The sequence below is a fragment of the Leptospira weilii genome (genome assembly GCF_006874765.1).
In the GTDB taxonomy this organism is placed as follows: Bacteria; Spirochaetota; Leptospiria; order Leptospirales; family Leptospiraceae; genus Leptospira; species Leptospira weilii.
In genome coordinates, this window is sequence record NZ_CP040840.1 from 905,203 (window position 1) to 917,986 (window position 12,784).

The window sequence follows — 12,784 nt, forward strand, 5'->3', positions numbered from 1 at the left end:
TCTTAAAGTTGGTTCGTTAGCGAAATTCATTTGCGTTTTTTGGATCTATCGGTCACGTATCGGTGTAATATACTTGGCATTAAAGTTTGATTGGAAATTTCGATTTTCAATATTTTCGTTTAAATAACTCCGGCGATTCTAAGAGCGTGGGTTCCAGTATAAGAAAATGGGAAAGAATTTTCTAAAAGTAGGAGCTCCTACTTTTAGAATTTGTTCGTAAAATCATGATTTGTCGTAGCTCCCACATTTTAAGAATAAATTTACAAAGTTCAAATTCCAACTTTTTACAGAAAAATGAATCGTGGATATTTTACACCGAACTCACGTTACTATAAGTTTTTGAAAAATTAATTCTCCGTCTGTTTCTGTTTTATGAAAACGGTCGATCGAAGCAGTTTTGTTAAACGGAACTGTGGAATTTTTTAACAACTCTAATATTCGTTCTTTTTCTAAATCAACTTCAAAAAAACCGCGACTGCGTGTTTTACATCCTCTCTTCCGTCTCGTTCAAATAAAGCGGAATGTTTCCCGTTCCAGTGTTTGATCTCCGCGATCGATTTTTCGAATCGAAACGAAAACAAATCTTCGTTCGAGATAAACGCGGAAGGAATTTCTTCTTGTAAGGATTTGTGCAAATACGGAACTTCCGGAAAATTTCCACGATCCGTGTAAAGAACCGGAGTGTTTGCGTAAACCGCTTCGCTTAAAATTCCGTAACCGGGTTTCGTAATCACGTAATCGCAAGCGGTTAGAAGATCCGGGTAGTGAATTCCGGAAAATTGAACAATACTGCCTTTTTGCTTTTCGGGAATTTGTGTTAAATCGAAATCGGTTCCCGAAAGAACGATTGTATATTTTTCCGGATCGAATTGTTCCCAATGAAATCTGGAAGTTTCCACTCCGTACGCTCCGAACGAAAACAGAAGATGAATTTTATCTTCGGGAAGTTGGAAAAGTTCTTTTGCGGCTTTTTTATTCAAATGAGGTTTTCTTCCTACGAGTCCGATTTGTTTTTGTTCCGGCAAGGAGGGCGCCGGACAGGCGAAGGGAAGGAGAAGTCCGAAGGTAGCGTGATAGTATTCCTCGTAGAGTTTTTTTGCAATTCGTTCAAAAATGGGAGATTCTTTCGCGTAACCCGCGTAGATAAAATCCCAAGTGAAATTTCCCACGAACAAGGAAGGGATTTTGATCTTATCCGCCACCATAAAGGGAAGAGAAGCAGAATCCGAGATGATGAGTTCGGCCTCGAAGTCAAGACAGGATTCAATTTCAGAAATTTGAATATACTGTTTTTTTAAATCGAATTCCTTGAGCTTTTCTTCAGTAGCGCGAATATCGATGGAAAGAGAATCTTTCTGAACCATTCCCACGTCCACGATTTTTTTGCGGATTTGTAGGCGTTCCATATTCTTGGAATCCACTTCCGAAAGAGAAAGTGTGTTTAAAAAATTTTCCCGAACGGTTACGAGATCGATTTCCAAATCGGGAAAACTACGGAGTAGATGGAGGATGATTTCCATGGATCGGCTGATATGGCCGAATCCGTGACCACTTACGTAATACGTGATTTTCACGTTTGGGAACCCTGTCGAATAACTTCGTACATTAAGATTCCCGCGGACATCGCGAGATTGAGAGAATCCGTTTCCCCGAACATCGGAAGAGAGAGATATTCGTCGGAATAACTTCTTGCGTAAGAAGAAAGTCCGTATTGTTCCGATCCAAAGACGAGAGCGATTTTTCCTTTGAGGTCCGCGTCAAAGTAAAATTTTTTTGCCTCCGGTGTTACGGCTAATGTTCTATAATGATTTTTTTTCAAAATCTCGTAGATCGTTTCGATTTCTCCGAGATAAACATCCAGAGTGAACAAGGCTCCGGTGGAAGCGCGGATAACGTTCGGATTGAACAGATCCAGTCTCGGATCGGCGACGATTACCGTATGGAACCCCGCGCCTTCCGCGGTTCGAAGGATCGTCCCGAGGTTTCCCGGTTTTTCCACGCCTTCGATCACCAAAATCGGTTTCAATTTTTTGAATGCGTTTGGTTCTTTCTCAAAAAAATCCAGTCCTATCGGAAAAAAATGCGCGGTTGCGATAAGCCCGTCCGGCCTATCTCTATAGGAAATTTTTTCGAAAACTTTTTTAGGGACCTTGATGTTTTTGGCTCCGACGGAACGAATGAGGGAAAATTCGTTTTCGCCTAAAAAGCATTCGGGAGAATAGAGTACGTTTTGAAACCGAATCTTGCCCGATTTTTGTGCTCTGAGAATTTCACGATACCCTTCTATAAAAAAAAGTCCCGAAGTTTCCCTGTGTTTTTTTTCTTTGAGATTAGAAATATGTTTCAGTTTTTCGTTCGAAAAACTGGTGATCTCTAAAAATGAAATATCCCTTTCCCCGTTCAAAGCGAAAGTCTCTCCGATACATAAATACAATTCGAGCCGGCGGGGTAAAGTCTTCCGTTTTCTTCCGGGATGGAAAGTTCCCCGAGATAAAAACGGCCTTTGTTGCGAATTCTTCCCTCTAAAATTCTCTGAAGAGCCAATGAACTAAAGCCTGTGGAGTGACAGGTGAGAACGATAAAGTCCGGTTTGTTTCCGCAGAGCTGCATAAGAAGGTCCATGAGTTCGGGAAGATCTTTTTCGATCTTAAAAACTTCCCCGCTCGCTCCTCTCCCGAATGTGGGAGGATCCAAAATAAAACCGCGATAATCTTTGCCTCTTTTGATTTCCCGTTTTAAAAACTTCAAAACGTCTTCCACCATCCAACGGACCTTTTTGTCCGCGAGACCGGAAGCGTTTGCGTTGTCCCGCGCCCAGTCCACCATTCCTTTGGAAGAATCCAGATGACACGCCGAGGCGCCTCCGTCTAACACTGCCAAGGTGGAAATTCCGGAATACGCGAACAGGTTTAAAACTTCCTCTTCCTTTTTTAGTCCGGAGGAAAGCTGTTGGATTTTCTTCCAGTTTTCCAACTGCTCGGCGAAGATTCCGAGATGTCCAAAGGGAGTAAACTTAATTTTAATAGAATATTCTAAAATTCGAATATAAAATTCATCGTCTACTTTTTTGCGCCAATTCCAGGCGCCGCCGCCCTTGTCCGAACGGACGTATTCTCCGTCGGTGGTTTTCCATAAATTCGGCTTTGTTGGGGGCCAGGCGGAAACGGGAGAAGGGCGAATGATCGTATAAGGACCGATTTGTTCGAGTTTTCGAAAGTCCCCGGAATCGAGTAGTTTATAAGAACCTGCTACGATGATCGCGTCTTGATTTTGCGAGTTTTTTTTTAGTGAATTCTCTTTCGATCGCTGAGGTTCAATTTTTTTTGCAGTTTTCATAGATATGCACCTTAAAATAATTTCCTTCCGGAAAATTCTTTCTTATCGGATGATCCGCTTCCGGTTTTAAACTCGTAAAACGTTCAAATGTCCAACCTTTTGTTTTTAGAATATTCTGAGCGAGCGATTCTAATTCTTCCGACCGGATTCTTCCGGAACAAGAACAAAGAATGATCGTTCCCGATTCTTCCAAAGACGCAAGGCAACTTCCGAACAGATAAGAATAGGATCTGAATGCGTTTTGTTTCGACTTCGCGTCCGGTGTGAGATTGGGAGGATCGATTACGATCAGCCCGAATGTTTTGTCCTTGAGAATGTCTTCCAATTCCTGGAAAAGATTTTTCTGAACGAACTTATGTTTGCAGTCATTCTCGCGTTTTTTCCTTAAACTCAAAACTCTTTGAAAAGAATCCAAAGCCTGTTTTGAGCCGTCCGCGGAGAGAACGGAATTCGCCCCCGCGACTTCCATACAAATCGAAGTGAGCCCCGTATGGGAAAAAAGATGAAGGCAGTTTTTATCTTTGCTGAGTTCTTTTTTTTCGAGGAGAAATCTGCGTAGGTTTCTAAGGTCTAAAAAGATGCCTCCCTTTTGTCCCGGAAGTTCAACCGGAAATCGGATGCCGTAAAGTTGAATCGTTTCTCGGATTCGAAGCGGCTCTTTTTCAGAGTTATCTTTTCGTTTAACGGATTTCTGGCTGTCTTTTGTCGATCCGGTTTTTATCTTGATCGGTTCGCACTTTCCCCTCCAAAGCCTCTCTTCGATCCGTTTGGTCGTATTGTATAAATTCGATTTTAATAATATATTATTCTCTTCGGCTTTGAGATTCGGCGTAGAAGGGGCGAGGCTTAGGGGAAAATTGGATATTTCGGAAAAGAGGGAAGTTGTCGGCGTGTCTTTGGAATTGTGTTTTCGAAAAATCAATTTGTCGTCTCCGATCTTTTCGGCGGGATCGAATAAAATCCGTTTCGGTTGCGGTTCTCCTAATTTATAATTTTTGCATATATCGTAGAGATTCCAAACGAGCCATCGTCCATACGCGAGCAAGGAGGACGAATAAATACGAACGACCCAGGTTGAGTTTAATCGATCGATCGTAACTCCCGGAAAGAAGTCGTTCTCTCCGTGTAAAATCCTATATGCGTTAGTGGTCTTTCTGAGTTCGTTTCTTTTTTGTAAGGCGCAGATTAAACTTTCTCGAATTTTTTCTTTGGAAAAAGAGGGCGAAAATTGTATCACCCGAATTGCCACGAGACCAATGTCCGAATAAATTCCGGTCCCTATCGGAAAATTTTCCGTGGAGAAAAGGCTCAACCACTGTCCGTTGACAAAGGGGGAAGTTACCGAAGAAAGATTTCCGCTGAAGATCCAGGGATGTTTACGTCGGACGGAAAGTTCGCTCTTCCGGTTCAGCTGGTATTTGCGAAACCGGAAGTTTGCCATAGGAAGGTTCAGGCTTTTTTCTTGGCCTCTTTGTAGGAAGTTTCGACGGCGCCTGTGTAGATCTGTCTTGGGCGACCGATTTTCATATCGGTAGATTCGATCATTTCCTTCCACTGAGCGATCCAACCGGGAAGACGGCCCATAGCGAACATCACAGTGAACATGTTCACGGGGATTCCAAGTGCGCGATAGATGATTCCGGAATAGAAGTCTACGTTTGGATAGAGCTTTCTTTCTACGAAGTAAGGATCGTGAAGGGCGGTTTCTTCGAGTTCTTTAGCGATATCTAATAAAGAATCTTGAACCCCGAGTCTTTTCAGTACAGAATCACAAGCCTTTTTGATGATCTTTGCCCTTGGGTCAAAATTCTTATAAACCCTGTGACCGAATCCGGAAAGACGGAAAGAATCGTTCTTATCCTTTGCTTTTTCCACGATTTTTTTGACCGGCAAGCCGCTTGCTTGAATCTCTTGGAGCATTTCCAACACTTCTTGGTTTGCTCCGCCGTGTCTTGGCCCCCAAAGAGCGCAGATTCCGGCCGAAATTGCGCCGTAAAGATTCGCGAGAGAAGAACCTACAAGGCGAACCGTGGAAGTGGAACAGTTTTGTTCGTGATCGGCGTGAAGGATCAATAATAAGTTGAGCGCCTTTACGATTTCAGGATCGATTTTGTAGTCTTCGCTGGGAACGGAGAACATCATGTTCATAAAGTTCGCACAATAGTCGAGACTGTTCAGAGGATGGATTGTAGGCTGCCCGATAGATTTTTTATACGCGAATGCGGCGATCGTCGGGAATTTTGCGAGAAGACGGATCATGGAGATATGTCTGTGTTCCGCGTTTTCGGGATCGTAGGAATCCTGATAGTAAGTGGAAAGAGAGCCGATCATAGAGGACATGATCGCCATCGGATGGCCGTCTTTCGGGAATCCGTTGTAGAGGCGTTTGAGATCCTCGTGAATGAGAGTGTGTATCGTAAGTTCGTCGTTCCACGTTTTTAGTTCCGTGTCCGATGGAAGTTTTCCGTAAATCAGCAAATAGGCGACTTCGGTAAATGTGGAACTTTCCGCAAGTTGTTCGATTGGAATTCCTCTGTATCTTAATATGCCGAGTTCTCCGTCGAGAAAAGTCACCGCGCTAGTACAGGCTCCCGTGTTTAGGTATCCGTTGTCCAGGGTTACATAGCCTGTCTGTTGACGAAGTTTTGAAATATCGATTGCTTTTTCGTTTTCGGTACCTACGATGATCGGGAGTTCGTATTCCTTCCCGTCGATTTTCAGAATTGCTACCTCTGCCATGTCTTTCTCCTAAGAATTGTTCGTTGTTTTTACCAAGTTATCAATCGTTCAAAAATTGCGTTCTAAATCGTTTCAGATTCCTATCCTATTCCTTCCGTTAGATAGACAATCTAAAAAATCAAAATGACTCAAGAACTTGACTGAAGATTTTATTTTCATTTTAGAATTCCTTTATACTATACAAATGAATAGATTTTCCATACGAAGAATTTGATAGAATATAAAATCGGAATTTGCCTATGTTATTTGAAACCGACGGATATAAATTCTTCAGGATCTTACCGTTAGAGGTTCTTATATCTTCGTAAATTCTGATAGTTATAGTAGTTCGAGCTAACAATTCTGCAGTAATCTCTGGGTTCCTTAACCGGGAGTTCTTCCAAGAAATGATTGAAGTCCCCGCGATAATGATTTCGTTTCCATTTACGAAGATTTCCGGGCCCGCCGTTATAAGCGATCGAAGCCCATTGAAGACTGTTTCCGTTCGAAGCGACAAGATAACGTAAAAATCGAGCGCCCATTTCGATAGAAACTTCCGGATCAAAAAGAGAATAGGAATCTAGATTCATTCTTTTGGCGATTTCTTTTCCTGTTGGACCCATGATCTGCATCAATCCTCGCGCATTCGAAATCGAAGTCGCATTTTCCTTAAAAAAAGATTCCTGACGCATGATCGCGTAGACGATATCCTCTTCGATTCCGACGTTTTGGGAAACGGAAGCCACAAGTCCTCTATGCGGTCTCGGGTAAATTCTTGCGGCAAGTTTGGATGGAAGAAGGATGACATCGTCGCTGAGTTTTTCTTTTTTCATCAGGGATCTTGTGTAGAAGACGGTCAGGTAAGGAGTTCCGGTTTGTTCCCCTAACGCTGCGAGAATTTCTTCCTTTTCGTTTTCTCCGATTCCTTGTTGGACTTTGTACCTTTGAACTAAGGAAAGCGCATACGCCATCTCTCCGACTTCCAAATATTCCTTAGCCGATCGCAGAGTGGCGTTCTCTCTAATTTTAGAATGAGCGCCGTCGATTCTCACGTTCAATTTAAACGCCGCGGCTTGAGTGGCAAAGTCCAAATCCTTGCCCAAGATTTTTTCGGAAAGTTCCGGAATTCCCGCGGTTAAAGAAAGATACTCGAAGAGGCTGTCCTTGTTCCAAGTCGGATTGGAAGGAAGCGGGAAAGAGGAAATTTCCTCCTGGAATTCCTCTCGAATCACTCGAGTGTAATACGAACCCGGGATATGTCTGTAATAAGACTTAAGCCAGGAATTTAATTCTTCGGTTCTTCCGTTTTGTTTTAGAAAACGGAGATACCAATAGACGAGCCTTCCTTTGACGGGAAGATCCGGAATCTTACGGAGAGCATCCTTCCAATAAGCGTCTCCCAAAAAGTGTTTGTGACCTCCGGTCAGAAGATCGATGAGTTCGTCTTGTCGAATTAAATTCGTAGGGCTTTTTTCGAGAGAGTCTATCAGATTTCTGAAATATAAATTCTTGTTTCCCTGTTTTTTATAAGCTCTCGCGTAACCGTAAAGAACCTCTTCGTTTTTTTCCGGACTCACGTCGTTTAACAAATTCAAGGCCTTATCGGAAAGATTCTGGTTTGTGAGTTCTCTCGATATCGCGGCCGTAAAATCCGGATTGGACCTGGCGAGGTTCGCATTTCTTTTAAAGAAGCTCGGGAGAGCTTCCGGTTCAAGGGTTACGAGGACTCTTGCGGTGTTACGAAACGCTTCTCCTTTGGAAAAGGAAACTCTTTTGAGATCTTTCGATAAGACCAGGTGTTTCCTTTCGGAAGAATCCAAATGAGGAAGAAGCAAGGCCGCGCGTTCGGGAGTCAAGGAAGTATAAAAGGAGTTTCCTTTCCAAATTTGAAGATCTACCTGGATGAATTTTTTTACGGAAGAAAAAACGGAAGAGTCTTCCAGGATCGAATAGAAAATAGTCTCGGCTTTTTCGATATCCCCGGATTTATAAAGAGATTTCGCATAACGATATAAGATCATCGGGGAAAAAATTTCCGACTGTTCCCGGTCGGAAAAACTTTTGACGAATTCCAAACATTCCCGGATCATTCCGGCTTCGTAATAAATTCTGAAAATTTCGGAGATCGCGTTTTGACTGAGCGGATCGTTTTCTCTGGGAAATTTTTTTAAAAGACCGATTAATTCTTCCCTTCCCAAAATTTTTCTGTGCGAAATTTCCTCATAGAGTTTCCAGAGAGATAGTTTTGTAATAACCGAATTCGATGGCAGTGGGGAATGGAGAATTTCCAAAAGGTCTTGTCTTCCGGGTGTGAGCACAATTTTTCCTTTAAGAAGAGAAACCAGATAAGCGAATTTTTTATCCCGGTTTCCATTTGGATGTTCTTCGTGGTATCGGACTAACGCGTAGGCTTCGGATTCTGTTCCCGGGTGTCTTTCCCGAAAAATACGATGGATTTTTTGAAGACTGTAAGATTTGATCAGATATTTGAGATCATCGTTTGCGTAAAGGTTGCCGAAAATGAATAAGAGTAGGCTGGTTAGGGCGAATTTTTTCATTCGTATTCTTTACTTACCTTTTCGGCCTAAGGATTCAATCGCAAAAAGGAAATTCCCATGCAAATCCTGGAAAAAGAAAAAACGGATCATCTCTGGCCGGAAATCACATTGTCTTCTTATTCGGAGCAATTTCTCATCAAGAAAAAAAAACCAAAGGGCCCGATTTCCCGTAATTCAGAAATTATCAGACTCAAATCCAAAATTTTAGAATATTTTTCCGGAGCCTTAAACAAGATCCATTCTCCTTTCTACAATCTGAGAATCGATCTACTCGGCGAGTTTCGCTTTCAATCCGACGTTAGCTCTCCTTTCGAAGAGGAAGGTCTTTCCGAGAGAGAGAAAAATCTTCTCAAGATTTTTTTCGAAGAACTTTTGGATAAGACGCTTGAAGAACACCAGGCCGATCCCGAGGTCTTTCAGATTTTAGAATCCTTTCTATTGCACGAACAAAAATTGGACGAATATCAGGAATTAATCGGTGTCTATGACGAGGATCTTCCGTTTATCGTGGAAGCGAAACAGTGTTTAGCGCTTATGGGAAAAATTGAATATTCAACTTCTTTAAAAGACAAGGGGACTTCCCGTTTTCAGAAATATGGGGCCCTTTGGAAATTTGGGGGCCTCCGGCTTGAGGATAGGGAAATGATCTACGATCTTGTCGTTACAGGCGAGGAGCCTGGTTTGTTAGGGCTTGCGTGGCTCCTTTTCAAGCACGAGACCGTCGGTTTTAGAACCGTATTTCCGATTGAGAGAAGAATCCTTACTCTGATCGAAACGTTTCGTTCCGAAGAAAAAGAATCCTTTTTCAAAGCTTATTCTTCCCGTCACGGTTATTTGGAGAACTATTTCGTTTTGAAGAGGATTTATCCTCTGGAATATAGAAAAGCCTGGCTCGAGGGAGAAAAAAGAAAGAACGGCAGATCGGTTTTATTGGGCTCTTTACAGGATAAGATTTTAGAAGGTCAAGACGAATCCTTAGAGAAACGTTATGCGATTTTAAAGCAAAATCGTCTCGTTTATACTTTGAGTCCATTCGAACTTTTAATTCTTTTGAATTCCACCGAATCCTCCAACGTTCAAAAAGAAATCGGAGGCGTGGAGAAAAGTCTTCCGGATTCCTATTTGACGAAAAGGGCCAAGGCGGTTCTTTATTTTTTCAAAAAGGACTTCGAGGAGTTTTTGAAATCTCTTGAACATTGCGGTCGTTTCCGATTTTCTCCGGAGATGCTTTATCTTCAAGGTTCGGCTCTTGTCGAAATCGGCAGAACCAGCGAAGGAATCGGACTTTTAGAAAGCCTTTTGATGAAGTTTCCCGATGCCGACTATCTCCGTTTGGTTTTGGAACGTTATAAGAAATCGTCCTGAACGTTTATCCTAAAGCTTATGATAAAAATAAGAACGTGATCATAAAGCTCGCGGATAAAAACAACCGGAACGACTTGGAAGCGTATCCGGTTGAAAAAAATCTCCCAGTTATAGATTTACGGGTTTTACGACAATGTTTGAGAAAGCAGGATTTATGTTTGTAAAAAGGGCCGGAACCGGAAGAAATGTAATGAGATATGAACTTTAGAAAGCCGAATGTTAGGTTTTGAGACAAGTTCTTACTCAAGAACCATATAATAGAGCGCTCGCAATTCCGCCTTTAAAACAGGGATTCGTCTCAAAATTCATGACATTCAATTATGTAGGGGTTTGTAATAAAAAAGAAATCCGGTTTATATACGATGAAAAAAATCATACAAAGGATTTTGGTTATTATGATCCTGCCATGAGTTATTTTTATAAACGATGGAACGCAAACTTACGTTTGATTCAAAGAGGGCTCGAAAAGAGGAAGTTCTTAAACATTTAAAAAACTTATATCAATGGAATCGATTGGAAAGCGAAGAGAATGCGGACCCCGAGGCCATTCCTATCGCCTCTAAGAAGACGGTTTATGAAAAATACTTTTATACCGAATATACGAAATACTTATTCCACAAAGTACATTAGAGTTGTTGAAAAATTCCATGTGATGACTTCCGCTTTTTGGTCTCGAATCACTTTGTCCAGTTTTCGATTTTTAGATCCGGAATTTTATGAAAGTGTTTTTCGTTGTTACTTACCAACGTGTAGTTGAGATACAATGCGATTGATCCGATTAAAAGATCAAAATCTTCGATAGCGGTTCCTTTTTTCTGTAGAGTCGCTTTCAATTCTCCGAATGTTTCGACGATACCTCGAGTCAGTTCGATGATTGGGAATAATTCTCCGATTCGATAAACGGTCGCTAAATTCTTTTCCCTATTTTGAGATTTTTTGGCCCCATAAATCAGCTCGCCGTAGGTAATCACTGAAATCGATTTGGAAAAGTTCTTTCGGTCTAAAAAATTTTGACGGACTCTTTCGTGTTCTTTCAAGCTATAAATGATGATATCTGTATCAATCAAATAGCTCATTGACTGTTTTATCCCGATTGTTTTTGGAGCGCGAAGAACGTAAATCTTTTGCGATCTCTTTTGCTTCTCGTTTATCCCCCCACGAGTTGGATAATTTTAAAAATTCCATCGTTTGCGATTCCATCTCAAGGTGATCTCTTTGAAGGTGTTTTTCTATGATCATTACAACTTCTTGGCTGACGGAACGGTGTTCGATTTCCGCTCTACGTTTGAGCGATTCATAAAGTTTATCGTCGATATCGCGTACTTGCAGGTTTGCCATAGTGAGTTTATACGATAATGGGATCTCATGCATTTGCAAGCATTATTCATGCATAGTTTTTTCAGTGAAGTTTATTCTACTCGATTCTCTCCTTTAGAACTCCTTGACAAAAGTCTTCAATTTGCGCGAAACTAGAAAAAATCAAAATGGCAATCAGTCACGAACAAATTCTTGAGTTGCAAAAATACCAGAAGATGATCCTCCAATTGGAAAAAATCGCAAAAGGATCTCAGAACGACGAACAACGATATCGAGTTTCTAGGGAACTGGAAAAATACAAAACGAAGATGAAGGATATTTCTCCCGAAGGAATTCCGGACAATCTAGACATGACCGCGGAACAGATCAAACGATACAAAGAGAACCCGAATGAGGCCGGAAGGGTTCTCGCAAAATATCCAATCATGAAAATTTCTCCGAACTCGAACGATCCCGAGGTCAATCAGATTGGAACTTGGATCAATATAATGGATCGGGAATATCTGCCCGTATTAAACGAAACTCACGTCCGTTTCGACTTTTCGCATACCAACGAAAAAGACGGGGTCGTGAAATATATGGAGAACATTCGAAGGAATATCAAGGTTCTCACAGAAACTATAGAAGAATTTCACGCCGCAGAAAAACAGGAATTCAGAGAACAGCTGAGCAGGATGAAAAATAAACAGACTCGGATCTTCATTGCGGAAGCCTTTGAAATGTTTCAAAAATTCAACGAATTTTTAAACAAAGTAATCAGGGAGGCCAAGGAAGTCGGAGGTGTTATTATGAACTTGGAAGATTCGATCCGATTCAACCCGAGATTCGAAAGAGCCACAGAACTGGAGGGAAAGAGTATCATGGATGCTCTTAAGGAATTCCAGGAATTTACATCCGAGGTTTTAGCTAGAATCAACGTTCCCAATATCCGTTGATTTTTCGTTCTCTTTGTCAATTTTCAAAATGAAGCCTTGAAAAATCCTTTTCCGATTGATGGGATCTGCATATTTAGTGATTTTAACTCCCTCCGAAAAGGATACACAGGCGCATGGCACTCGTTAAAAATTCATCCGAAGTTACGAACTCCACTATCGGAGAAAATTCCTACTTCAGTGGCAAATTCTTTATCAACGGATCTCTTAAGATTGACGGAAAATTCGAAGGTAAGTCCTTACAGGCCGAACAACTTTATATCGGCGTTACGGGTAAGGTAAAAACTAATATCACGGCAGCCAGTGTTATCATTGAAGGAATCGTAATTGGAAACATCACCGCAAGAAACAGGGTAATGCTCCTTCCCACTTCTAAAATTCTCGGAGATATCCGCACACCGGAATTGATCATCCAGAACGGAGTGATCCTTGAGGGACGTTGTATGATTTCGAATGATCTCAAACATTCCGCGAAAGACCTAATTGACCTTGAGTATTCTAAAGATTCTCTCAGCGTCGAAAAAATCTTCGGAAAACAATCCGGAGCGAGAGAATAAT

General features: G+C 41.6%; 11 protein-coding genes and 2 pseudogenes. 5 read left to right on the top strand and 8 right to left on the bottom strand.

Going from position 1 to position 12,784, the window contains the following annotated elements:
- Nucleotides 1-449: 449 nt before the first annotated feature.
- The 6 genes from FHG67_RS04360 to FHG67_RS04385 form a co-directional block, all read right to left on the bottom strand.
- Nucleotides 450-1,574, bottom strand: coding sequence for a sugar kinase (locus tag FHG67_RS04360; RefSeq protein ID WP_036075445.1), 1,125 nt, complete (start codon nucleotides 1,572-1,574; stop codon nucleotides 450-452).
- A complete protein-coding gene (locus FHG67_RS04365; RefSeq protein ID WP_172616493.1) occupies nucleotides 1,571-2,434 on the bottom strand; it encodes a TrmH family RNA methyltransferase in 864 nt (287 codons plus the stop codon). The genes FHG67_RS04360 and FHG67_RS04365 overlap by 4 nt, the downstream gene beginning before the upstream one ends.
- Nucleotides 2,401-3,336, bottom strand: coding sequence for a class I SAM-dependent methyltransferase (locus FHG67_RS04370; protein WP_004499218.1), 936 nt, complete (start codon nucleotides 3,334-3,336; stop codon nucleotides 2,401-2,403). The genes FHG67_RS04365 and FHG67_RS04370 overlap by 34 nt, the downstream gene beginning before the upstream one ends.
- Nucleotides 3,314-4,747: a class I SAM-dependent rRNA methyltransferase gene (locus FHG67_RS04375; RefSeq protein WP_172616520.1), complete on the bottom strand. Its 1,434-nt coding sequence runs from the start codon at nucleotides 4,745-4,747 to the stop codon at nucleotides 3,314-3,316. Before FHG67_RS04375 ends, FHG67_RS04370 begins: the two co-directional genes overlap by 23 nt.
- Nucleotides 4,748-4,785: 38 nt before the next feature.
- Nucleotides 4,786-6,075 (bottom strand): citrate synthase, encoded by a 1,290-nt coding sequence (locus FHG67_RS04380; protein WP_002623839.1) that lies wholly within the window; start codon nucleotides 6,073-6,075, stop codon nucleotides 4,786-4,788.
- A 284-nt stretch (nucleotides 6,076-6,359) separates the two neighbouring features.
- Nucleotides 6,360-8,612 carry a lytic transglycosylase domain-containing protein gene (locus FHG67_RS04385; RefSeq protein ID WP_004499274.1) on the bottom strand — a complete coding sequence of 751 codons (2,253 nt, stop codon included), beginning with the start codon at nucleotides 8,610-8,612 and terminating at the stop codon, nucleotides 6,360-6,362.
- A gap of 57 nt (nucleotides 8,613-8,669) precedes the next feature.
- Between FHG67_RS04385 and FHG67_RS04390 the strand changes: the two genes are divergently transcribed.
- The 3 genes and pseudogenes from FHG67_RS04390 to FHG67_RS04400 all read left to right on the top strand — a co-directional run bounded on the left by FHG67_RS04390 (nucleotide 8,670) and on the right by FHG67_RS04400 (nucleotide 10,607).
- On the top strand, nucleotides 8,670-9,977 hold the full coding sequence (locus tag FHG67_RS04390; protein ID WP_004499275.1) for a hypothetical protein: 1,308 nt from the start codon (nucleotides 8,670-8,672) through the stop codon (nucleotides 9,975-9,977).
- Between the two features lie 65 nt (nucleotides 9,978-10,042).
- A pseudogene (locus FHG67_RS04395) lies at nucleotides 10,043-10,185 on the top strand (GNAT family N-acetyltransferase); the annotation flags it as partial.
- An 18-nt stretch (nucleotides 10,186-10,203) separates the two neighbouring features.
- Nucleotides 10,204-10,607, top strand: a pseudogene (locus FHG67_RS04400) (hypothetical protein).
- A gap of 47 nt (nucleotides 10,608-10,654) precedes the next feature.
- On the opposite strand, the gene FHG67_RS04405 reads toward FHG67_RS04400, so the two are convergent.
- A complete protein-coding gene (locus FHG67_RS04405) occupies nucleotides 10,655-11,053 on the bottom strand; it encodes a type II toxin-antitoxin system VapC family toxin (protein WP_039940871.1) in 399 nt (132 codons plus the stop codon).
- On the bottom strand, nucleotides 11,037-11,315 hold the full coding sequence (locus FHG67_RS04410; protein WP_002623835.1) for a FitA-like ribbon-helix-helix domain-containing protein: 279 nt from the start codon (nucleotides 11,313-11,315) through the stop codon (nucleotides 11,037-11,039). Before FHG67_RS04410 ends, FHG67_RS04405 begins: the two co-directional genes overlap by 17 nt.
- Before the next feature lie 146 nt (nucleotides 11,316-11,461).
- Between FHG67_RS04410 and FHG67_RS04415 the strand changes: the two genes are divergently transcribed.
- Together FHG67_RS04415 and FHG67_RS04420 are read left to right on the top strand one after the other, a co-directional pair.
- A complete protein-coding gene (locus FHG67_RS04415; RefSeq protein ID WP_002623906.1) occupies nucleotides 11,462-12,229 on the top strand; it encodes a hypothetical protein in 768 nt (255 codons plus the stop codon).
- A gap of 113 nt (nucleotides 12,230-12,342) precedes the next feature.
- Complete coding sequence (locus tag FHG67_RS04420; protein ID WP_001229815.1) at nucleotides 12,343-12,783, top strand: bactofilin family protein; 441 nt, start codon at nucleotides 12,343-12,345, stop codon at nucleotides 12,781-12,783.
- Nucleotide 12,784 lies beyond the last annotated feature (1 nt).